This is a genomic window from Streptomyces sp. A5-4, from assembly GCF_051131715.1.
Lineage (GTDB): Bacteria > Actinomycetota > Actinomycetes > Streptomycetales > Streptomycetaceae > Streptomyces.
Genome location: NZ_CP178591.1, coordinates 5845099 through 5865220 on the forward strand (window position 1 = coordinate 5845099; position 20122 = coordinate 5865220).

General features: G+C 70.6%; 21 protein-coding genes and 1 pseudogene. 13 read left to right on the plus strand and 9 right to left on the minus strand.

Going from position 1 to position 20122, the window contains the following annotated elements; genetic code table 11:
• The first annotated feature begins 32 nt into the window (after positions 1–32).
• Positions 33–860: a restriction endonuclease gene (locus tag ACLLJJ_RS27430; RefSeq protein WP_434596361.1), complete on the plus strand. Its 828-nt coding sequence runs from the start codon at positions 33–35 to the stop codon at positions 858–860.
• A gap of 143 nt (positions 861–1003) precedes the next feature.
• Here ACLLJJ_RS27430 and ACLLJJ_RS27435 read toward each other — a convergent pair.
• Positions 1004–1372, minus strand: a pseudogene (locus ACLLJJ_RS27435) (FtsX-like permease family protein); the annotation flags it as partial.
• A 118-nt stretch (positions 1373–1490) separates the two neighbouring features.
• Between ACLLJJ_RS27435 and ACLLJJ_RS27440 the strand changes: the two are divergent.
• Positions 1491–2759: an IS256 family transposase gene (locus ACLLJJ_RS27440; protein WP_434600248.1), complete on the plus strand. Its 1269-nt coding sequence runs from the start codon at positions 1491–1493 to the stop codon at positions 2757–2759.
• Positions 2760–2982: 223 nt separating this feature from the next.
• On the opposite strand, the gene sodN is transcribed toward ACLLJJ_RS27440, so the two are convergent.
• Complete coding sequence (gene sodN / locus ACLLJJ_RS27445; protein WP_434596362.1) at positions 2983–3378, minus strand: superoxide dismutase, Ni; 396 nt, start codon at positions 3376–3378, stop codon at positions 2983–2985.
• 140 nt (positions 3379–3518) lie between these two features.
• Between sodN and sodX the strand changes: the two genes are divergently transcribed.
• Entirely contained in the window at positions 3519–3944 is a 426-nt protein-coding gene (gene sodX, locus ACLLJJ_RS27450; RefSeq protein WP_434596364.1) for a nickel-type superoxide dismutase maturation protease, read from the plus strand.
• Here sodX and ACLLJJ_RS27455 read toward each other — a convergent pair.
• Entirely contained in the window at positions 3848–4477 is a 630-nt protein-coding gene (locus ACLLJJ_RS27455) for a CGNR zinc finger domain-containing protein (RefSeq protein ID WP_434596366.1), read from the minus strand. The genes sodX and ACLLJJ_RS27455 overlap by 97 nt on opposite strands.
• A 135-nt stretch (positions 4478–4612) precedes the next feature.
• On the opposite strand from ACLLJJ_RS27455, the gene ACLLJJ_RS27460 reads away from it, so the two are divergent.
• On the plus strand, positions 4613–5374 hold the full coding sequence (locus ACLLJJ_RS27460; RefSeq protein WP_434596368.1) for a class I SAM-dependent methyltransferase: 762 nt from the start codon (positions 4613–4615) through the stop codon (positions 5372–5374).
• Between the two features lie 76 nt (positions 5375–5450).
• On the opposite strand, the gene ACLLJJ_RS27465 is transcribed toward ACLLJJ_RS27460, so the two are convergent.
• From ACLLJJ_RS27465 to ACLLJJ_RS27475, 3 genes are read right to left on the minus strand one after another with little or no spacing between them, the layout of a single operon-like run.
• A complete protein-coding gene (locus ACLLJJ_RS27465; protein WP_434596370.1) occupies positions 5451–6212 on the minus strand; it encodes an amino acid ABC transporter ATP-binding protein in 762 nt (253 codons plus the stop codon).
• Positions 6209–7180 (minus strand): amino acid ABC transporter permease, encoded by a 972-nt coding sequence (locus ACLLJJ_RS27470; RefSeq protein WP_434596371.1) that lies wholly within the window; start codon positions 7178–7180, stop codon positions 6209–6211. The genes ACLLJJ_RS27465 and ACLLJJ_RS27470 overlap by 4 nt, the downstream gene beginning before the upstream one ends.
• Positions 7181–7216: 36 nt before the next feature.
• Positions 7217–8176 carry an ABC transporter substrate-binding protein gene (locus ACLLJJ_RS27475; RefSeq protein ID WP_434596374.1) on the minus strand — a complete coding sequence of 320 codons (960 nt, stop codon included), beginning with the start codon at positions 8174–8176 and terminating at the stop codon, positions 7217–7219.
• Between the two features lie 521 nt (positions 8177–8697).
• On the opposite strand from ACLLJJ_RS27475, the gene ACLLJJ_RS27480 reads away from it, so the two are divergent.
• From ACLLJJ_RS27480 to ACLLJJ_RS27510, 7 genes are all read left to right on the plus strand, one after another.
• Positions 8698–9909, plus strand: coding sequence for an NAD(P)-dependent malic enzyme (locus ACLLJJ_RS27480; protein ID WP_434596376.1), 1212 nt, complete (start codon positions 8698–8700; stop codon positions 9907–9909).
• A gap of 213 nt (positions 9910–10122) precedes the next feature.
• Positions 10123–10701, plus strand: a complete 579-nt coding sequence (locus ACLLJJ_RS27485) for a phosphoesterase (protein WP_434596378.1) — start codon at positions 10123–10125, stop codon at positions 10699–10701.
• Positions 10698–12251: an alkaline phosphatase D family protein gene (locus ACLLJJ_RS27490; protein ID WP_434596380.1), complete on the plus strand. Its 1554-nt coding sequence runs from the start codon at positions 10698–10700 to the stop codon at positions 12249–12251. The genes ACLLJJ_RS27485 and ACLLJJ_RS27490 overlap by 4 nt, the downstream gene beginning before the upstream one ends.
• Before the next feature lie 98 nt (positions 12252–12349).
• Positions 12350–13315: a zinc-binding dehydrogenase gene (locus ACLLJJ_RS27495; protein ID WP_434596382.1), complete on the plus strand. Its 966-nt coding sequence runs from the start codon at positions 12350–12352 to the stop codon at positions 13313–13315.
• A gap of 74 nt (positions 13316–13389) precedes the next feature.
• Positions 13390–14805: a glycoside hydrolase family 5 protein gene (locus tag ACLLJJ_RS27500; RefSeq protein ID WP_434596385.1), complete on the plus strand. Its 1416-nt coding sequence runs from the start codon at positions 13390–13392 to the stop codon at positions 14803–14805.
• Positions 14806–14853: 48 nt separating this feature from the next.
• Complete coding sequence (locus ACLLJJ_RS27505) at positions 14854–15063, plus strand: helix-turn-helix domain-containing protein (RefSeq protein WP_434596387.1); 210 nt, start codon at positions 14854–14856, stop codon at positions 15061–15063.
• Positions 15063–15635 (plus strand): Clp protease N-terminal domain-containing protein, encoded by a 573-nt coding sequence (locus ACLLJJ_RS27510; protein WP_434596389.1) that lies wholly within the window; start codon positions 15063–15065, stop codon positions 15633–15635. The genes ACLLJJ_RS27505 and ACLLJJ_RS27510 overlap by 1 nt, the downstream gene beginning before the upstream one ends.
• Positions 15636–16143: 508 nt before the next feature.
• Here the strand turns inward: ACLLJJ_RS27510 and ACLLJJ_RS27515 are convergent.
• Complete coding sequence (locus ACLLJJ_RS27515) at positions 16144–17190, minus strand: helix-turn-helix transcriptional regulator (protein WP_434596390.1); 1047 nt, start codon at positions 17188–17190, stop codon at positions 16144–16146.
• A gap of 1 nt (position 17191) precedes the next feature.
• Positions 17192–18067 (minus strand): DUF4097 family beta strand repeat-containing protein, encoded by an 876-nt coding sequence (locus ACLLJJ_RS27520; RefSeq protein WP_434596393.1) that lies wholly within the window; start codon positions 18065–18067, stop codon positions 17192–17194.
• A 160-nt stretch (positions 18068–18227) separates the two neighbouring features.
• Between ACLLJJ_RS27520 and ACLLJJ_RS27525 the strand changes: the two genes are divergently transcribed.
• Positions 18228–19058: a hypothetical protein gene (locus tag ACLLJJ_RS27525; protein ID WP_434596395.1), complete on the plus strand. Its 831-nt coding sequence runs from the start codon at positions 18228–18230 to the stop codon at positions 19056–19058.
• Between the two features lie 14 nt (positions 19059–19072).
• Here the strand turns inward: ACLLJJ_RS27525 and ACLLJJ_RS27530 are convergent, their stop codons facing one another.
• On the minus strand, positions 19073–19258 hold the full coding sequence (locus tag ACLLJJ_RS27530) for a DUF6104 family protein (RefSeq protein ID WP_434596397.1): 186 nt from the start codon (positions 19256–19258) through the stop codon (positions 19073–19075).
• Between the two features lie 439 nt (positions 19259–19697).
• Here ACLLJJ_RS27530 and ACLLJJ_RS27535 point away from each other — a divergent pair, with 439 nt between their 5' ends.
• Positions 19698–20054: a hypothetical protein gene (locus ACLLJJ_RS27535; RefSeq protein WP_434596398.1), complete on the plus strand. Its 357-nt coding sequence runs from the start codon at positions 19698–19700 to the stop codon at positions 20052–20054.
• The last annotated feature ends 68 nt before the right edge of the window (positions 20055–20122 follow it).

Below are 20122 nucleotides of genomic sequence, written 5' to 3' on the forward strand. Positions count from 1 at the left end.
ATCGCCGTGGGCCACGGAAGGAACTGCCGCACATGACGATACCCGTCCGCCGCTCACGCCTCGGTGACCGCAGCCCCGCCTTCAGCGTCCGGCAGACCGCTGTGGGACTCGGCCTGATTGCCGTCCTCGTCTGTGGTGTTGGCCTCACGGTGAAGCTGGCGGTGCGCGAAGGCGCGGAGCACCCGGGCGCGGGGGCGATCGCGGTGGCCTCCTTCGCCGCCGTGGCGTCGCTGCTCCTGGTCCGGCGGCGTCGCCGGGTCGTCCGAGGGGCTGCCGGGGCGGTGATGGAGGTGGCTCAGAGCGTCGTCGACGCGGCTGAGGAGGCGTCCGCCGCTGCGGAGGCGGCGCGGGCCGAGGCGCGGGCCGAGGCGCGCGTGCCGTCGGAGCCGGCCCGGGCCGAGCCCCTGCCCGCCGACCTCGCGGCACCGGTGGAGGACGCCCCTGCGTCGTACGCGGCCATGGGCGCCGATGCGTTCGAGGACGCGATCGCCGGGCTCTGTGAACGGGACGGCTGCAGCGATGTGTACGTCGTCGGGGGCGCGGGGGACCTGGGAGCCGATGTCATCGCCACCACCCCGGACGGTCGGCGCGTTGTCATCCAGTGCAAGTGCTACGGCGAGACGAACAAGGTCGGCTCGCAGGACATGCAGCGCTTCGGCGGCACGTGTTACGCGGTGCACGACGCGCACTTGGCGGCCGTGGTGACGACCAGTGCGTTCACGGAACCCGCCGTCGAGTACGCGGATCACTGCGGGATCCTCTGCTTCGACCACGACGCACTCACGGCCTGGACCGACGGGGCAGGCCCGCCGCCGTGGGACGAGAGCTGGCAGAACGCCCCACGGATCGCCGACCAGTGATCCCGTGCCACGACCCCCTCGGGCCCGCACGAAGAAGTAGCTGCGCCTGCTCGCTGCCGGTGCCAGGCGAGCAGGCGCAGCCGCCGTCCCCTGCGGGAATTGCGCGACGCGCAGGGGGACCGGCGTAGCTGATCTCTTCGCGGTCAGTCGCGCCTGATGAGCTCCGGGTCGACATGGCGACGCACCAGCGGGATGGACGCGGCGCCTGCGGTTACCAGCACGCCGAGGGTGCAGGCGAGGAGGAGGGGGAGGCCGTCCCCGTCCCAGAAGATCTCGCCGCCACCGGTGATGAGGTAACTGGACTCGGCGAGACGCCCGGCGACGAGTGCCGCCACAAGGCCGACGGCCAGGGGCAACAGAACCTGGATGCATTGGGCGGTACGCAGGGTGCTCGCGCGGGCACCGAGCAGAGCGAGGGTGGTGACCTGCCCTCTGCGCTCCATGGCACGGTCGGCGACGGACACGATGAACGCGGCGACGCCGATCACGAGGCCGAGGACCATGCCGGAGGCGGGTCTCCCCGAAGGAGTGAGCCTGATGAGTACGACGACTGATCACCTGATCGAGGGCGTCGACGGCGTGTCGCTTGCCGAGGTCGGCGATGGCGCTCAGGGTGCCGACGTGAAGTCGATGCCGGTATCGCACAACGGTCTGTCCAGCGAGCTGCTGGAGGAGCTGGCCGCGCTCGCGGCCGAGAAGGTCCGCGGCGGGGGACTGCGGCTGATGGGCGAGGGCGGCCTGTTGCCGGAGCTGGCCCAGCACCTGATGCAGTCCGCTCTGGAAGCCGAGATGGACGAGCATCTGGCCGTGGAGGCCGGCCGGGTCGGTGGACGCGGGTCGCGCTCGGGTGGCAACACCCGTAACGGGTACCGGGCCAAGAAGGTGATGACGGAGGTCGGTGCTGTCACGGTGCAGGTCCCCAGAGACCGGCTGGGTACCTTCCAGCCCCGGATGCTGCCCAAGTACGCCCGCCGCACCGGGGCGTTGGACGACCTGGTGCTCTCGCTGACCGCGAAGGGACTGACCTCCGGTGAAATCGTCTCCCATCTCGCCCAGACGTACGGGATGACGACGACAAAGGAGACCATCTCCACGATCACCGACAAGGCCCTGGAATCGATGGCAGAGTGGCGCACGAGGCCGCTGGACTCGGTCTACCCGGTCATCTTCATCGACGCCGTGCACGTGAAGATCCGGGACGGCTCTGTCGCCAACCGGCCCATCTACGTGGCCGTCGCGGTCACCGCCGACGGCTATCGCGAGATCCTCGGGCTGTGGGCCGGGGACGGCGGCGAGGGCGCCAAATACTGGCAGACGGTGCTGACCGAGATCAAGAACAGAGGCGTCCGTGACGTGCTGATGCTGGTCTGCGACGGGCTCAGCGCCCTGCCTGACGCAGTGAACGCAGTCTGGCCCCAGACCGTGGTCCAGACCTGCGTGGTGCACCTCCTGCGTGCCAGCCTGCGTTATGCCTCGCGCCGCGACTGGGCCGAAGTCGCCCGCGACCTCAAGCCCGTCTACACCGCCGTCAACGAGGACGAGGCCCGGACACGGCTGACGGACTTCGACGACAAGTGGGGCAAGCGCTACCCCTCGATCGCCGGGACCTGGGAGCGGGCCTGGAGCGAGTTCGTGCCCTTCCTCGGCCTTCCCGACGCCATCCGGCAGGTCGTCTACACCACCAACGCGATCGAGTCCCTCAACGCCCGCTACCGGCGCGCGGCCCAGGCCTGCGGACACTTCCCCAACGAGACCGCCGCCCTCAAGCGCCTCTACCTCGCCACCCTCGCCCTGGACCCCACCGGCCGCGGCCGCCAGCGCTGGAACAACCGCTGGAAGTCGGCGTTGAACGAGTTCGACGTCCTCTTCGACGGCCGCCTCACCGCCGGACGGGTGTAGACCGAACAGCCCACCGAAAAACCTGTAGGCCAAACAGACGAACCACACCTGAATCCTGATAGACCCCTGACTTCGCCCGATTCGGTGAAGCCCTACAGAAGGCTGACGGTGCGGCGCGGTGGTCCGTGAGCCGGTCGCGGGGGCGAGCGCAAACGCCGACAGCACCCGGCTTCGCGCGAACGCCGGGTGCTGTCGGGGTGGTGCGGTGTGCGACCGGTGAAGGTCAGGCCTTCTTGGTCTCCCAGAAGATCTTGTCGATCTGGGCGATGTAGTCCAGCGCCTTCTGGCCCGTCGCCGGGTCCTTCGAGCCCTTGGCCGCGCTGAGCGCCTTCAGGGTGTCGTTGACCAGCTGGTGCAGTTCGGGGTACTTCTCGAAGTGCGGGGGCTTGAAGTAGTCGCTCCAGAGCACCGAGACGTGGTGCTTGGCGAGCTCCGCGCGCTGCTCCTTGATGACCGTCGCGCGCGCCTGGAAGTGTGCGTCGTCGTTCGCCTGCATCTTGTCCTGGACGCCCTTGACCGACTCGGCCTCGATGCGGGCCTGGGCCGGGTCGTACACGCCGCAGGGCAGATCGCAGTGTGCGCTGACCTTGACCTTGGGGGCAAACAGTCGGGAGAGCATGAGCTTCCTTCCTCGTGATCGTCTTCTCATGGGGGACATTACTCCGTGAGAGGCGTGTTTTGGCGGGCGCCCCCATGGGCTTAGGCCAAAAGTCCAGGGTGAGTATGGGACTGGTGGAGGATCGGACCGGGAGGTACCGGATGACGGATCAAGGGCGGGAGCCGGGGGCGCTGTTCGGAGTCGCCGAGGTGACAGGTCTTTCCATGGTGCCCGCGCTGCGGCACCGGGATCAGCTGCTGGTGCACTACGGGGCGCGGCTCCGCCCGGGTGACGTGGCAGTGCTGCGCCATCCCTTGCAGCAGGATCTGATGATCGTGAAGCGGCTGGTCGAGCGACGCGACGGCGGCTGGTGGGTGCTTGGGGACAATTCGGACGCCGAAGTCGTGGACAGCCGGGCGTTCGGCGTGGTGCCCGGCGAGCTGGTGCTCGGGCGGGTGCGGGCGAGGTACCGGCCGATCAGGGCAGGGCGTCAGCGGTCCGCCGGTGTGCTGCTGTCCTGGCTGGTGTCGGCCGTGCGGCCGGTGCTCGCCGAACGCTCCGTCTCCAGGCGCTTGCGGGCGCGGTAGGCCGCGACGTTGGCCCGGGTCGCGCAGCGGTCCGAGCAGTAGCGGCGGGAGCGGTTGGTCGAGGTGTCGAGGTAGGCGTTGCGGCACGGCGCTGCCTCGCACAGGCCCAGCCGGTCCGCGCCGTGTTCCGTGAGGTGGAAGGCGAGGCCCATCGAGGCGATGGCCGCGTAGCCGGCGGTCGCGTTCGAGGGGTGGTCGGCCAGGTGCATGTGCCAGTCCGGGCGGCCGTCGTCCTTGCGTACGTCGTGTCCCGAGATCTGCGGGCTGACGGGGAACTCCATCAGGAGCGAGTTCAGCAGGTCCACGGCCAGCGTCTCGTCGTCGCCGTCCGCCGCCTCGAAGATCGCGCGCAGTCGGGCCCGCACCGAGCGGAAGCGCGTGACGTCCGCGTCCGTGGTGCGGCGGGCCGCCTGGGCGTTTCCCACGAAGAGCGCGCGGACCGCGTCCACCGTGGTGAGGGAGTCCTTGTTGCGGGCCGGCTCCTCGGTGTTGACCAGGCGCACGGCATAGTCCGAGTAATAGGCCAGTTCCACTTGTAGTCCTTACGGCGGCGGTCTAAGGTCTGGGTAATAGTTGGTCTTGCTTCGAGGGTATTACGTAGCGAGAGCTGGCGTAGCGGGTGTCGGGGCAGTGGACGTTGGTGCAGCGGATGGAGTGGAGGGGTTCCGATGACGGAGACAGTGGCGGGAACCGACTGGCGGGCCTGGCAGGAGAGCTGGGACCGGCAGCAGGAGTGGTACATGCCCGACCGCGAGGAGCGGCTGCGGGTGATGCTGGACATGGTCGAGGCCGTGGTCGGACCCGAGCCGAGGGTCCTGGACCTCGCATGCGGTACGGGAAGTATTACGGACCGGCTGCTCACCCGGTTCCCGCGAGCCACCAGTACGGGTGTGGATCTCGACCCCGCCCTGCTCGCCATCGCCGAGGGGTACTTCGCCGGGGACGAGCGGGTCCGGTTCGTCCCCGCCGACCTGAAGGACCCGCAGTGGACGAGCGCGCTGCCGTACGACTCGTACGACGCCGTCCTCACCGCCACCGCTCTGCACTGGCTGCACAACGAGCCGCTCACCACTCTGTACGGGCAGCTCGCCGGACTCGTCCGCGACGGCGGCGTCTTCATGAACGCCGATCGCATGAAGGACGAGGCCACCCCGCGCATCAACGAGGCCGAGAGCGCGCACCGGCACGCGCAGATGGAGCGGGGCCGGGCCGCCGGCGCGCTGGACTGGGCCGACTGGTGGGCGCTGGCCGCGAAGGACCCCGTACTCGCCGGGCCCACCGCCAAGCGCTACGAGATCTACGGCGAGCACGCCGACGGCGCGACGCCGAGCGCGGAGTGGCACGCGCGCACTCTGCGTGAGGCCGGGTTCGCGGAGGCGCGGACGGTGTGGGGCTCGCCCTCCGACGCGCTCGTGCTGGCAGTGAAGTAGGGGGAGACCGAACGAGGGAGGCGGCACGGGCCAGTGGGCCCGTGCCGCCTCCCTCGTCGTCATCCCGCCGCTTCGGCTACAGCACCTTCGACAGGAACGCTTTCGTACGGTCGTGCTGCGGGTTGCCCAGCACATCGCGCGGGTGGCCCGACTCGACCACCACGCCGTCGTCCATGAAGACGAGCGCGTCGCCGACCTCGCGCGCGAAGCCCATCTCGTGCGTGACGACGATCATCGTCATGCCGTCCTCGGCGAGACCGCGCATCACGTCGAGCACCTCACCCACCAGCTCGGGGTCGAGCGCCGACGTCGGCTCGTCGAAGAGCATCAGCTTCGGCTCCATGGCCAGCGCGCGGGCGATCGCCACGCGCTGCTGCTGACCACCGGAGAGCTGCGCCGGGTAGTTCCCGGCCTTGTCGGACAGGCCGACCCGGTCGAGCAGCCGCTCGGCGCGTGCGCGGGCCACGGCCTTCGACTCGCCCCTGACCTGGATCGGCGCCTCCATGACGTTCTCGGTGGCCGTCATGTGCGGGAACAGGTTGAAGCGCTGGAAGACCATGCCGATGTCCCGGCGCTTCAGTGCGACCTCGCTGTCCTTGAGCTCGTACAGCTTGTCGCCCTTCTGGCGGTAGCCGACGAGGTCGCCGTCGACGTACAGCCGGCCGGCGTTGATCTGCTCCAGGTGGTTGATGCACCTGAGGAAGGTCGACTTGCCGGAGCCGGACGGGCCGACCAGGCAGAACACCTCGCGGGGGGCGACTTCGAGGTCGATGCCCTTGAGGACGTGGACGGGGCCGAAGGACTTGTGGACGCCCTCGGACTTGACCATGGCGGTCATCGCGGGACCTCCGGACGGCGCAGGGACAGCACGTTCGTCTTGACCTTCTGCCAGGGAGTGAGCGGCAGTTCACGCAGCGCGCCACGGGCGTAGCGGCGCTCCAGGTAGAACTGGCCGATGCTGAAGACACTGGTCAGCGCCAGGTACCAGAAGGACGCCACGAAGAGCATCTCGATCACCGCGTAGTTGCGGCCGGAGATGATCTGCGCGCTGCGCAGCAGGTCCGGGTAGGACACCACGGCCACCAGCGACGAGGTCTTGAGCAGGTTGATGAACTCGTTGCCCGTCGGCGGGATGATCACCCGCATCGCCTGCGGGAGCACCACACGGCGCATGGTCTTCGTCTGCGTCATGCCCAGCGCGTGCGACGCCTCGGTCTGGCCGTGGTCGACCGACTGGATGCCGGCCCGCACGATCTCCGCCATGTAGGCGCCCTCGTTGAGGCCGAGGCCGAGCAGCGCCACGACGAACGGCGTCATGACGTCCGACATCTCGTCCTTGAAGATGAACGGGATCTCGAACACCGGGAAGATCAGCGCGAGGCTGTACCAGAGCAGCAGCTGCACATAGACCGGGGTGCCGCGGAAGAACCAGATGTAGAGCCAGGAGACACCACCGGTCACCGGGTTCTTGGACATCCGCATCACGGCGAGGACCACACCGAGCACCAGGCCGATGAGCATCGACAGGACGCTGATCAGCAGGGTCCGGCCCATGCCCGCGATGATGTTGCCGTTGGTGATGTAGTCACCGACGGTGGCCCAGCGGACGTTGCCGCCCGCGAAGGCGAGCACCAGCCACACCAGGACGACCAGCACCAGTGCGCCGCTGACGTAGCGGCCGTAGTGGCGGACCGGAATGGCGCGGATGTTCTCCGGCCGCTCCTTGGTCACGGTGGGCCCGGAGGCCGGGGTGGGGGAGTCGCCCGGTGGGGTGTCGGACGGCCCCTTTTTGAACTTTTCACTCATGGGTAATGCCCTTCGAGCCTTCGGGACGCGCGCGGATCACTTGCCGCCGTTGATGGCGGACTTCTCGATCGCGCTGTCCGCAGCGCCCCACTTCTCCAGGATCTTCTTGTACGTGCCGTCCGCGATGATCGCGTCGAGGGCTTCCTTGATCGCGTCGCGCAGCTCGCTGTTGCCCTTGTCGACGGCGATGCCGAACGGTGCCGCGTCGACCGGCTCGCCGACGACCTCGAAGGACGCGCCGTTGTCGGCCGTCTTCGCGACGTGCGCCGCGACCGGGAAGTCGTTCAGGTCGGCGTCGGCGCCACCGGCCTTGACCCGCACCTGGGCCTCGGCGTCGGTGTCGGGCGTCTCGATCGCGATCTTCGGCTTCTTGTCCTTCACGCACTTGGTGGACTGGGCCTTGGCCGCGTCCGCGTACGTCGTACCGAGCTGCACGGCGACCTTCTTGCCGCACAGGTCGTCGAGGGTCTTGATGCCCTTGGGGTTGCCCTTCTTGACCAGAATGGCGGTGCCGGACTGGAAGTAGTCGACGAAGTCGACGCCCTTGCCGCTCTTCTTGCCCTCGTCCAGCCCCTCCTGGCGGTCCTTGGTGTCCGTCATGCCGGACATCGCGAGGTCCACACGGCCGGAGTACAGCGAGCCGATCAGGCCGTCGAACTTGCCGTTCTCGAAGGTCACCTTCACACCGAGCTGCTTGCCGATCGCCTCGCCGATCTCCGGGTCGATACCGACGATCTTGTCGCCGTCCATCGACTCCATCGGGGCGTACGCGGCGTCCGTGCCGACCTTGACGACACCGGACTTCTGGTACTTCGCCGGGAGCTTGTCGAAGAGCGGTGCGCTGCTGCCCTTGACGGATCCGGTGTCGGAGTCCTTACCGCCCTCGGTCTGGTCACCGCACGCGGTGAGCAGCAGGGCGCCGGCGACCGCGATCGCGCCGACCGCGGCTGTGCGGGACTTCGCGGCGGTCTTACGACACGGGGCGCTTGCGGTCATGGTGGTTCCTCCGGCGGGATGGGGGAAGGGCCAAACGGGCGGGTACACGTCTTCGAGTGTCCCGACCTTGTGTGATTCAGGCATCTTGCCATTCGGACCGGCCCAATCAGGGTGCCCGCCATGTCAAAATCAGATAACGGGTGATCCCCGAACCTCAAGGGGCCGGTACATCAAGGCCGGACCTTCTGCGGGGTTGCAGTGTTGTGACCGGAAAATTTCCTGTGCGTCTCGCTGTGTGGAAACTAAACATGGGGCGTACCGGAAGAGTCCCGACATTCGCGTATGAGTCGTATCACCCAGGTGATATGCACTCGTCGCCGTCGCTTCGGTCCGGTAAGAAGGACGTTTACACCCCTCATCCGGGGCCCAGGGCGCGTGTGCGGCGCGCCCGCGCGTATGTACCTCCTCCCTGCCGGGGCGGCCAACCGCCCAGCGCGGGGAACGTACGCGGTGCCCACCCACCCCTCCTCAACCAGGAGTGGCCACCCTCAACTGATGATGAAGAATTAAGGGGTCAACACATGGCAGCGGAGATCGTCAATCCTCGCAGCGACAGCAGTACGGAGGGTGCTCCCGAGGAGCCCTTCGATCCGGTCTTCGCCCTGCACCGCGGCGGCAAGATGGCCATCCAGGCGACCGTGCCGGTGCGTGACAAGGACGACCTGTCCCTCGCCTACACGCCGGGCGTCGCCAAGGTCTGCACCGCCATCGCGGAGCAGCCCGACCTGGTGAACGACTACACCTGGAAGTCCAACGTGGTCGCCGTCGTGACGGACGGTACGGCGGTTCTGGGACTCGGTGACATCGGACCCGAGGCCTCGCTCCCCGTGATGGAGGGCAAGGCGATCCTCTTCAAGCAGTTCGGCGGCGTCGACGCGGTGCCCATCGCGCTCGCGACCACCAATGTCGACGAGATCGTCGAGACGGTCGTGCGGCTCGCCCCGTCCTTCGGTGGGGTGAACCTGGAGGACATCTCGGCTCCCCGCTGCTTCGAGATCGAGCGCAGGCTCCAGGAAGAGCTGGACATTCCGGTCTTCCACGACGACCAGCACGGTACGGCCGTGGTGACGCTGGCCGCGCTGCGCAACGCCGCGAAGCTCACCGGACGCACGCTCGCCGACCTGCGCGCCGTGATCTCCGGTGCGGGCGCGGCCGGGATCGCCATCGCGAAGTTCCTGCTGGCGGCCGGTATCGGCGATGTGGCCGTGGCGGACCGCAAGGGCGTCGTCAGCCGGGACCGCGAGGACCTGACGGACGTCAAGCGTGAGCTGGCCGAGCTCACGAACCGGGCCGGACTGAGCGGCTCGCTGGAGTCCGCGCTGGGCGGCGCCGACGTCTTCATCGGTGTGTCCGGCGGTACGGTGCCCGAGCCCGCGGTGGCTTCGATGGCGCCCGGCGCCTTCGTGTTCGCCATGGCCAACCCGAACCCCGAGGTCCACCCGGACGTCGCGCACCGTTACGCGGCGGTCGTCGCCACCGGGCGCAGCGACTACCCGAACCAGATCAACAATGTGCTGGCATTCCCCGGGATCTTCGCGGGCGCCCTCCAGGTGCGGGCCTCCCGCATCACCGAGGGCATGAAGATTGCCGCGGCGAACGCGCTGGCGGATGTCGTCGGTGACGCGCTCGCCGCCGACTACGTGATTCCGTCGCCGTTCGACGAGCGGGTCGCCCCCGCGGTCACCGCCGCGGTCGCCGCCGCCGCGCGCGCCGAGGGTGTCGCCCGCCGCTGAGCCGGTCGCACGCCGGTCCCACCGGCCGTACGGGCCGCGTCCCACCCCCACGGGGGCGGGACGCGGCCCGTTTCGTTTCACCGCCGCGTCGGACTTGGACTTTCGTACGGGGCACTTGGACGCTCCGCACGAAATTCGGTCAACAGGTACCGGCGGTTCATACGGGGCTGTTGTGATTCCCAGCGCTGAACATTCCCCCACCAGGAGGCGCTTGTGAATCTGGTCGTCAACGGAGATGCCGAGAGCGGGCCGGGCGGCACCGCCGAGCCGGTGAGGTCGGTCGCCGGCTGGAAGGTCACCCAGGGCGCCCCCGCGCTGGTCGGCTACGACGTCGGCGGCGGCTATCCGACCCCGTCCGACCCCGGGCCCGCCCGGCGCGGCAGCCGGTTCTTCTCCGGGGGCGCCAGCCGGCGGACGGCGCTGATGCAGGACGTCCAGCTGCCCCACAAGGGACCCACCGGACAGGCCGCCGTCGACGCCGGCCGGGTCAGATACGCCCTCGGCGCCTGGCTCGGCGGATACGCCGCCCAGGAGGACGGCGTACGGCTGTCCGTGGAGTTCCGGGACCGCAGGGGCACGCCGGTCGCGCTGACCGTGCTCGGTCCCGTGACGGCGGGCGAGCGGGGCGGACGTACCGGCACGGTCGAACGGGGCGGGGAGGCCGCCGTGCCGCCCGGCGCCCGGGCTGCGCGGCTGCTGCTGGTCTTCACCCGGACCGGGAGCGGCGCCTCCAACGACGGCTACGCGGACGCGATTTCCCTCACCCTGAGCACCGCTGGAGACCGGTCATGAATCTCAACCGCCGAGATCTGCTCAAGGCCGCGGGCGCGGTCGGCGCCCTCAACGTCGTATGGCCGCTGAGCGCCGGGCTCTCGCCCGCGCAGGCACGCGAGGCCGCCGAGGCGCTCGGCGCGCAGTACGACCCGGCGCCCTTCACCCTCGGAGTCGCCTCCGGCGACCCGCTGACCAGCAGCGTCGTGCTGTGGACCAGACTCGCGCCCGAACCACTGGCCCCCGAGCAGCCGCTGCCCGAGGTCGTCGAGGTGGAGTGGGTCGTCGCCACGGACCGGGCGCTGCGCCGGGTCGTGGCACGCGGCAAGGCACCGGCCTCCGCGACGCTCGGGCACAGCGTCCATGTGCCGGTCGGCGGGCTGCGGGCGGGCACGCACTACTTCTACGCGTTCCGGGCGCTGGGCAGGACCAGCCGGGTCGGGCGGACCAGGACGGCCCCGGCGGGGCGGATCGGCAAGGTCAGGTTCGCCGCCGCCAACTGCCAGGCGTTCCACGACGGCTTCTACGGCGCGCACCGCGCCATCGCCCGGGAGGACGTCGACTTCGTCGTCCACCTCGGCGACTACATCTACGAGCACGGCCCGGTCGGCGGCGACCACGTCCGCGACCACGACGCCCCGGAGATCCTCACCCTCACCGACTACCGGCGCCGGCACGCGCTCTACAAGGGCGACGCCTCACTGCGCGAGGCCCACGCGGCCCACCCGTGGTTCTTGACCTGGGACGACCACGAGGTCGTCAACGACTACTCGGGCACCGGGGGCGGCGCGCCCCTGATGCAGCGCCGGGCCGCCGCCTACCAGGCCTGGTACGAGCACATGCCGCACCGGGACGGCGGCGAGTCCTCGCTGCCCGACCTGGTGATCCACCGCAACCGCCGCTGGGGCGACCTCCTCGAACTCAGCGTCCTGGACCTGCGCTCGTACCGCTCGGCGCAGAACCTGCCCGACGGGACGATCCTCGGCGCAGGACAGAAGGCCTGGCTCAAGCGGCACGTCGACCGGGCGCCGGACGCCTGGCACGTCTGGGCCAACTCGATCATGCTCAGCCAGCTGCGCGGGCGGCCCGGCGGCGGGTACATGTTCACCGACCAGTGGGACGGCTTCCTCACCGAGCGCAAGGAAGTGCTCGACCACGTGCACAAGAGCGGCCTTGAGGACCTGGTGGTGATCACCGGCGACTGGCACTCCGCGTTCGTCGACGACATCAGGACCGACTTCGACGACACCGCCTCGCCGGTGGTCGGCACGGAGTTCACCGCGCACTCGGTCACCTCGGGGGCGTACTCCGCGGAGTGGAACGCCACCAACGGGCCGCTGATGGGGGCGGCCAACCCGCACCTGAAGTACTTCGAGGGCAACCGCTACGGCTACGACGTGTACGAGGTCACGCCGGAGCGCTTCACCACCCATATGCGGGTCATCGAGGACCGCAGGGACCCGCGCTCGCCCGTCTCGACTCTGACCAGCTTCCACGTGGACCGGGGGACGGTCGGCTCGTACGAGGACCCGGCGACGAAGAGGTCCGCCGCTCAGTACCGGAGGGACTGACCGCCGGGCTCTTCGCCCGAGTCCCGAGTACGGACGCGGCGCGTGTCACACCGCTGTGTGGTTCCGCCGCGTCCCGTACGCGCCCTACTCTCGGGATCATGTTCGCCGCCTACGCCGCACGCATCGACCGCGACCAGCCCCTGAACGGCCTTGAGCTGGGCGAACGCCCGGCCCCCGAGGTACGACCCGGCTGGACCACCGTCACCGTCAGGGCCGCCTCCCTCAACCATCACGACCTGTGGTCGCTGCGCGGCGTGGGCCTCGGCGAGGAGGCGCTGCCGATGATCCTCGGCTGCGACGCCGCCGGGATCGACGCCGACGGCAACGAGGTCGTCGTGCACTCCGTCATCGGCGAGAGCGGGCACGGCGTCGGGCCGCGCGAGAAGCGGTCCATCCTCACCGAGAAGTACCAGGGCACCTTCGCCGAGCAGGTCACCGTCCCGATCTGGAACGTGCTGCCGAAACCGGCCGAGCTGTCCTTCGCCGAGGCCGCGTGCCTGCCCACCGCCTGGCTCACCGCGTACCGGATGCTGTTCACCAACGCCGGTGTGCGGCCCGGTGATTCGGTTCTCGTGCAGGGGGCGGGGGGTGGCGTCGCGACCGCCGCGATCGTCCTCGGCAAGGCGGCCGGCCTGCGGATGTACGCGACGAGCCGCCACGAGTCCAAGCGCAAGAGGGCCGTGGAGCTGGGCGCGGTCGACGCGTTCGAGCCGGGCGAGCGGCTGCCGCACCGGGTGGACGCCGTCATCGAGACCGTCGGCGCGGCCACCTGGTCGCACTCGGTGAAGTCGCTCAAGCCCGGTGGCACGTTGGTGATTTCGGGCGCCACGAGCGGCTCCGACCCGGCGTCCGTGGAGCTGACCCGGATCTTCTTCCTTGAGCTGAAGGTCGTCGGCTCGACCATGGGCTCCAAGGACGAGCTGGAGGACCTGCTGTCCTTCTGCGCGGCGACCGGGGTACGCCCGGTGATCGACGAGGAGCTGCCGCTGGACCGGGCGCGCGAGGGCTTCGTGAAGTTGGCGGGCGGCGACCTCTTCGGGAAGATCGTGCTGACCGCGCCCTGATGACGGGGTGTTGGATAACGGGCGTTGGATAACGGGGTGTTGCTGACGTGCCGTCAGGCTGGTTGTATCCGGGCATGCCTGGGATACGAGCGGTCGCGGTCGGGGTGTGCTGTGGTGCGATGCTGGCGACCGGAGGGCCGAGTCCGGCGGCGTACGCGCAAAGCGGTCGGCGTGACGGCGGGGAGATCCCGCGGCTCACCGACGCCCGCGGGCGCGTCCTCACCCTGCGCGGCTGGAACGTGGAGGACAAGGCCAACCGCGGCGACGCGGCGCTGTCGGCCATCACCGAGAAGCACTTCCGCGACATGCGCGGCAAGGGCTTCAACTTCGCCCGCCTGCTGGTCTTCTGGGACGACCTGGAGCCGCGTCGCGGACACTACGACGCGCGCTACCTCCGCCAGATCGAGCGGATCCTGGACTGGGCGCGGAAGTACGACGTCCAGGTGCTGCTCGATGCGCACCAGGACGTCTTCGGCCCCGCGTTCGGACACCGCGGCATCCCCGAATGGGCCACCCGCACCGACGGGTTGCCCTTCACGCCGAACCCGGACGACTGGTTCTCCGAGTACTTTCAGCCCGCCGTGCAGCGCGCCTTCACCCACCTCTACGAGGACCAGGACCTGCGGCGCGCCCAGGCGAAGATGTGGCGGACGCTGGCCGACCGCTTCTCCGGCCATCCGGCCGTCCTCGGCTACGACTTGATCAATGAGCCGATGGGCGAGCTGCGGGAGGGCGAGGACCTGCCGACGGCCGCCCGGCGCATCGAGCGCGACCAGATCACCCCGATGCACAACCGCCTCGCGGACGCGGTCCGCGCCGTCGACCGTGACAACTGGGTCTTCGTCGAACCGACGCCGATCGTCGGTGAGGGCGTGCCGGCCGGGCTCGGGAAGATCAAGGACCCGAAGGTCGTCTACGCCCCGCACTTCTACAACACCGCGATGGAGGCGGGCGCGGACTACGACCCCTCGGCGGGCTGGATCGAGTCCTACGAGGCCGCCGTCACGGTGTATCCGAAGGAGCACCGGGTCCCGGTCGTGGTCGGGGAGTGGGGCCCGCTCAACAACGGCCTGCCCGCCATGGGCCGCTTCTACCGCGACGCGCTCGCCTCGCTGAACCGCTACAGCTCGGGCTGGGCGGGCTATGTGTGGTGCTACGGGGGCGGCTACTGCGCGGTCGACGGCGCGGGTGGCTTCCGTACGAACAAGGAGCAGACAGCCTCCCCGTACGCCGCCGCGGTCGCGGGCGCGGTGCGCGTGGACGCGTACGACCCGGCTTCGGGGGAGTACCGCCTGGCGTACGACGCGGGGCGCCGGGGGTCGCGCACGACCGAGGTGTCCCTGCCGCCGAGCGCGCACGGCTGGCGGATCTCGGTCAACGGCGCGGCGTGGGCGTCGGAGCGGAGGGTGGCCGCGAGGGAGAGTGCGGTGGTCCGGGTGCGGGCCCTGCCGGGGGCGCGGGTCGGGGTGCGGGTTTCGATGAACCGCTGATGTCAACGTGGGTTGACGTCAGCGTGCTGTCAACGTAAATTGACAGCCATGACCGAAGCAACGGATCTCGCCCAGCGGGCCGGCGACCACGACCCCCGGGTCGGGCTGCGTGCCGTCGCCGCGCTGCGGCGGCTGCTGGAGCAGCTCGAAGCCGTACAAGTGAGAAGCGCCCGGGTGCAGGGCTGGTCCTGGCAGGAGATCGCGGCCGAGCTGGGCGTCAGCAGGCAGGCCGTCCACAAGAAGCACGGGAGGCATTGATGTTCGAGCGGTTCACGAAGAGCGCCCGGGGTGTGGTGGAGGGCGCGGTCGCCCACGCGGAGCGGATGGACGCGGCCCGGGTCACCGGGGAGCATCTGCTGCTCGCCCTCCTCGACCAGGAGGGCACACGGTCGTCGTTCGCCTTCGCCTCGCTCGGCGTCACCGGGCGGCGTGACGCGGTGGCGGGCGCGCTGCAGGCGGCCCGGCGGCGCGGTGGTCTGTCCAGGGCCGACGAGGACGCGCTCGCCGGCATCGGCATCTCCGTCGAGGGCATCGTGGCGCGGGTCGAGGAGACGCACGGCGCCGGCGCGTTGCTGGGAGGCGGCAGGACGAGGCGCCGGTGGTCGGGACACCGGCCGTTCGAGCGGGCCGCGAAGGGCGTCCTGGAGAAGTCGCTCAGGGTCGCGCTGGGGCGAGGCGACCGGTTCATCGGCGACGAGCATCTGCTGCTGGCGCTGACTGCGCAGCCGGGGGTGGTCGCGGACGTACTCGCGGAGTACGGAGTGACGTACGCGAGCGCGGAGCGGGCGCTGTTCGGGACGGGCGGGGAGGGCGTGGCCGAGGCGGGATGAGCCGGGGCGGGGCTCTTGGGCTCGCGGGGGCTGCGGGGTGTTACGGGGGCTGCGGGGGTTACGGGGGCTCCGGGGTGCGGTGTGGGCGGGGCTTCGGGGGTGGTGCCGTGGCGGGGCGTCTCCTCGGGTGTCGAACGTTCGGGTAGTGCTGCGTGAGGGTCGCGGTGGTTGCGTTCGGCACCCTGCGGGGAGCGCCCCGCCGCGGCCCCACCCGGCATCGGACCCTGCGGGGAGCGCCCCGCCGCGGCCCTGTTGGGTGTCGGGCTCTGCTGGGGGCCCCCGCCGCGGCCCCACCCGGCGTCGGACCCTGTGGGGAGCGCCTCGCCGTGGGCCCATCGGGTGTCGGGCTCTGTGGGGAGCGTCCCGCCATGGCCCCACCCGGCGCGGGGATCGTTGGCCCGGGGCTCCGGGGCTCCGGGGCTCCGGGGGTGTGGAGTCGGGGTCGGTGCGCGGGGTGTGGGCTCCGGCTGGGCGCGTCCGGGCGCCTGGCCGGAGTTCTTGCTCACCGTCAGGCCTTCGGGCCCCGCAGGATCGCGCCGATGTGGGCCGCCGCCGTCGAGAGGTGGCGGCGGGTCTCGCGCAGTTGGTCCTCGTCCACGCCCCGGTCGCGCGCCGCGTCGCGGATGTCGTCGCGGAAGCGGTCGAGCAGCCGGTCCAGGTCACGGGCCGGGTCGCCGGACGCGTCCTCGTGCGCCCACTCCGGCTCGGGCGGCTCGGGAACGGCGTCGTCCTTCCTGAGGTCCGTACGGTCGGCGCCGCCCGTCGCGTCCGCCGTGCCCGGGCGCTCCACCTTCACCTCGGGTCCGCTCTCGGGACGAGGGCGGCCGAAGAAGCCGAACTCCTTGGTGATCTCGGCCAGTCCCTCCCGTACCCCGGTGGGCCAGTCACCCCGTGCGAAGTGGTCCTGGACCTGGTCCTGCACCTGTTGCGCGATGCGCTGCATCTGCTCGCGCGCCTTGTCCTGCGCCTCCTTGGCCTGCCGGCGGGCCTGCTGCGCGTCCTCGCGGGCGCGGCGGCTCTCGTCCTTGGCGCGGCGGGCCTGCTCCTTCCACTCCTGCTTGGCCTTGCGCAGCTCCTCCTTCGCCAGCTGCCAGGCCTCCTTGTCGCCGAAGGCGTTCTCCCAGCCGCCCGTCGGGGGCCTGGCGTCCTTCTGATCGGTGGAGCCCTGCCGGGTCTCGGTCGCCGCGGCCCGCATCTCGCGGCGCAGGTTGCCCGCCGCGCCGCGTACGTCGTCCCGGATCTCGGATGCCAGTTCCGAGACCGAATCGCGGATCTCCAGCTCCAGGTCGGCCAGTTCACCACCGCGCCCGGCCAACTCGGCGCGGCCCGCGTCGGTGATCGAGTAGACCTTGCGGCCTCCCTCGGTGGCGTGCGTGACCAGGCCCTCGGCCTCCAGCTTGGCGAGGCGCGGATAGACGGTGCCCGCGCTCGGTGCGTACAGCCCCTGGAAGCGCTCCTCAAGAAGCCGGATCACTTCATAGCCGTGGCGCGGAGCTTCGTCGAGCAGCTTGAGGAGGTACAGGCGCAGACGGCCGTGGGCGAAGACGGGAGCCATGTCAGAGCACCTTCTTGTCGGCGGGGGCGTTGGGTCCGGCGTGTGCGTCGGCGGGCTCTTCCTCGGCCGGTGGGCGGCGCAGCAGGGCGATGGACCCCGATACGGTCGCAGCCCTGAGCTTGCCGTTGCCCTCGCCGAGGGTGCCGGTGATCTTCTTGGTGCCCCATTGGCCGCTGACCCGCAGGTTGTCGAAGGCGTTGGACACGGTGCCGCTCGCGGTGTTCGCCTCGACCCGGGTGTCCGCCGGGTGCGGCAGCCGGATGGCGACCTCGCCGGAGACGGTGGTGAGGCTGATGTCGGTGCGCCGGCCCGAGGGGTCGAGGTCGATGACCATGTCGCCGCTGACCGAGTCGGCCCGTACGGACGTTCCGGCGCCCTCGATCACGGTCAGGTCGCCGGAGATCGACTTGAAGCGGAGGTCGCCGGTGACGCCCTGGGTCTCCACGTTGCCCGAGACCGTGTCGGCGTGGACGGCGCCGGAGAGGCCGACCAGCGTCGTGTCGCCGGTGACACCGCGCACGTCCGTACGCCCGCTGATCCTGGAGACGACCGCGCCCGCGCCGACCACACCTACCTCGACCGAGGCGCCGGCGGGGACCGTGAGGGAGACGACCGCGCTGCGGCTCCAGCTCTTGTGCTCCAGCCACTTCAGGAAGTTCTGCCAGGGCAGGTCTTCGTACGCGACGGTCAGGGCGCCGCCCTGCCGGGTCACGATCAGCGGCGGACCGTTGATCTCGGAGACCTCCAGGCGGGCCGGCCCCTCGTCGGTCCCGACGACGTTCACCGTGCCGTTGACGATGCGCACCTTGAGCGCCGTCACCGGGCCGTCGAAGGTGAGCTTCTCAGGCTCGGCGACCGTCCGTGTCTGATCTGTCATGGTGCTGACCTCCTCGGTCGGCTCGACGCAACATATCGCGTCTCTTGAAAGACACGATATATCGCGGACTGTCGAAGTCAAGGCCGCGCAGGCTGCCCCCGGAGCGCGGACAGCCCACTCATACCCTCCGAAGAACGACAAAGTGCCCTAGCGTGAGGGCATGAATGCGACACCCGGAACCGGAACGGTGGGAGCGCTGCTGCTGTGCGGGGCCGACCCCGACGCCGTGCGCCCCGCCGCGCATCTGCTGCGCGAACGGCTGCTGCTGGCCCCGGCGGGCGCGGAGCGCGGCCGGTGGAGCGTGCTGGTGCCGGAGGGCAAACCCTGGCTCGACGGCGGCGAACCGGTCGACGCGGTCGTCGCGGGCTGGGCCGCCGCGCTGGCCGTCGGCGTCACCTGGCCGGTCCTCGGCCTCTGGTGGGACGCCGACCGGGCCGGCTTCACACTCGCGTCGGGCTTCCGGCGCCCGGTCGGCTACGTATGGCTCGCGGACGGCACCCCGCTCGGCGAGGACGAGGCGATGCGGACCTTCGCGGCCCGGCTCGGCCTCGACCCCGTACTCGACGTACAGGCGCTGGAGCCGCTCACGCTCCCCGATCCCGACGCCGACGGCCGGGCCCGCCTGCTGGGTCTGCTCGCGACGCTGGTCGGCTCGGGCCTGGACCTGCCGCCCGGCCTCACCCCCGGGGAGCCCGCCGACCGGCTGCGCGAGGCGGTCCGGGTGCGGGCCGGCACGGAGACCGTGGAGTGGTCGGGCTGGCGCGACGCGGTCCGCGCGGAACTCGACGTGGTCGACGCGGGACCGCTGGGCCCCTGGCTCCGGGGCCCGAAGGCCCGTCTGCTCGGTGCGGCCCAACTGGCGGCGGGCGTACCGCTGACCCTGTGGGGCCTGCGGCGGCGCGGCGGGGGCTGGGTGGTCGCGGGGACGGTGCTGGTGATGCACGGAGCGCTGGGGCTGCTCTACGACCGGGTGCGCGGGCCGCGTACGTAACCGGGGGCCCGGACCTACTCGTCCTCGTCCTCGTCGTCGTCCAGCCGCGCCAGCCAGGTCGCGAGGCGCTCGACCGGGACCTCGAAGTCGGGGTTGAGATCGACGAACGTACGCAGCTGCTCGGTGAGCCACTCGAAGGTGACCTCCTCCTCGCCGCGCCGCTTGGCCAGCTCCTCGATACCGCGGTCGGTGAAGTACATGTGCTGCTCTCCTGGGGACGGTGTCGTTCGCTTCCAGGTTATGCGGGGGGCGTGTTTCTTTCCGCACCGCACCGTATTGCCACAACCCTGCGCCCGCCGCGCGAGCCGGTGCGGAATGTGCCACGTGCGTCGATCGACTCGCGCACGGGGGCCGTCGTCGGCGTGATCCGGAGCAGGCAGAGCGACGGAGACTTCGTCGCGTCGGACATCGCGGTGCTGAGTGACTTCGGCGCGCAGGGGGTGCCCCTATGTCTTTCGTCAACCCCGAGCCGCCTGGTTTGAGGTAGTTCATCCGTGTCGGGTTCATGCGGCGAGTCCCCCTTGGGTTCGTCACCACTGGCGGAGCGCTGCAACGTCGTGCTGCGAGACGTAAAGGTGCCGCACTCCGGACCGGAGGCCAGGTCCGCCCGGTGGGCGGCACTCCCGCACGGCCCCGCTGATGGCGCCCCTGCGGCACCCGGAGGGCGCCGGCCGGCGGCGATTCCGGCAGTCGGAGAGTACGTCCCCGCTCAACGCCGTCCCGGTGGTCTGCACAGCCGACGCCGCGCTGGACGACGTATTCCGGGCGGAGTTCCCGCTGGTGCCGTGGCGGCGCAGCCGGCGCCACGAGGACTGCCGCGCGTTCTACGACCGGGTGGGCGAGGCGCTGGACGGGGTGGCCGGCGCCCCCGAACTGCTCACGCGCATCAGGGCGTTGCGCACCGATGAGGTGGAGTGGGCGCGCGACCTCGCGGTCCTGTACGACCCGCCGGGCACGTCTGCCGGAGTTCGGCGACCTGACGCAGGACGCGCATGAGCCGAAGGCCCCGCAACGCCGGAAGCCCGGCCCCACGTGCGGGGCCGGGCTTCCGGCGTGTGTACGAG

Coding starts and splice junctions, on each gene's coding strand:
- ACLLJJ_RS27430 (WP_434596361.1), top strand. CDS start 33: ATGACGATACCCGTCCGCCGCTCACGCCTCGGTGACCGCAGCCCCGCC.
- ACLLJJ_RS27440 (WP_434600248.1), top strand. CDS start 1,491: ATGCCGGTATCGCACAACGGTCTGTCCAGCGAGCTGCTGGAGGAGCTG.
- sodN (WP_434596362.1), bottom strand. CDS start 3,378: ATGCTCTCCCGACTGTTTGCCCCCAAGGTCAAGGTCAGCGCACACTGC.
- sodX (WP_434596364.1), top strand. CDS start 3,519: ATGACGGATCAAGGGCGGGAGCCGGGGGCGCTGTTCGGAGTCGCCGAG.
- ACLLJJ_RS27460 (WP_434596368.1), top strand. CDS start 4,613: ATGACGGAGACAGTGGCGGGAACCGACTGGCGGGCCTGGCAGGAGAGC.
- ACLLJJ_RS27465 (WP_434596370.1), bottom strand. CDS start 6,212: ATGACCGCCATGGTCAAGTCCGAGGGCGTCCACAAGTCCTTCGGCCCC.
- ACLLJJ_RS27470 (WP_434596371.1), bottom strand. CDS start 7,180: ATGAGTGAAAAGTTCAAAAAGGGGCCGTCCGACACCCCACCGGGCGAC.
- ACLLJJ_RS27475 (WP_434596374.1), bottom strand. CDS start 8,176: ATGACCGCAAGCGCCCCGTGTCGTAAGACCGCCGCGAAGTCCCGCACA.
- ACLLJJ_RS27480 (WP_434596376.1), top strand. CDS start 8,698: ATGGCAGCGGAGATCGTCAATCCTCGCAGCGACAGCAGTACGGAGGGT.
- ACLLJJ_RS27490 (WP_434596380.1), top strand. CDS start 10,698: ATGAATCTCAACCGCCGAGATCTGCTCAAGGCCGCGGGCGCGGTCGGC.
- ACLLJJ_RS27495 (WP_434596382.1), top strand. CDS start 12,350: ATGTTCGCCGCCTACGCCGCACGCATCGACCGCGACCAGCCCCTGAAC.
- ACLLJJ_RS27500 (WP_434596385.1), top strand. CDS start 13,390: ATGCCTGGGATACGAGCGGTCGCGGTCGGGGTGTGCTGTGGTGCGATG.
- ACLLJJ_RS27505 (WP_434596387.1), top strand. CDS start 14,854: ATGACCGAAGCAACGGATCTCGCCCAGCGGGCCGGCGACCACGACCCC.
- ACLLJJ_RS27510 (WP_434596389.1), top strand. CDS start 15,063: ATGTTCGAGCGGTTCACGAAGAGCGCCCGGGGTGTGGTGGAGGGCGCG.
- ACLLJJ_RS27515 (WP_434596390.1), bottom strand. CDS start 17,190: ATGGCTCCCGTCTTCGCCCACGGCCGTCTGCGCCTGTACCTCCTCAAG.
- ACLLJJ_RS27520 (WP_434596393.1), bottom strand. CDS start 18,067: ATGACAGATCAGACACGGACGGTCGCCGAGCCTGAGAAGCTCACCTTC.
- ACLLJJ_RS27525 (WP_434596395.1), top strand. CDS start 18,228: ATGAATGCGACACCCGGAACCGGAACGGTGGGAGCGCTGCTGCTGTGC.
- ACLLJJ_RS27530 (WP_434596397.1), bottom strand. CDS start 19,258: ATGTACTTCACCGACCGCGGTATCGAGGAGCTGGCCAAGCGGCGCGGC.
- ACLLJJ_RS27535 (WP_434596398.1), top strand. CDS start 19,698: ATGGCGCCCCTGCGGCACCCGGAGGGCGCCGGCCGGCGGCGATTCCGG.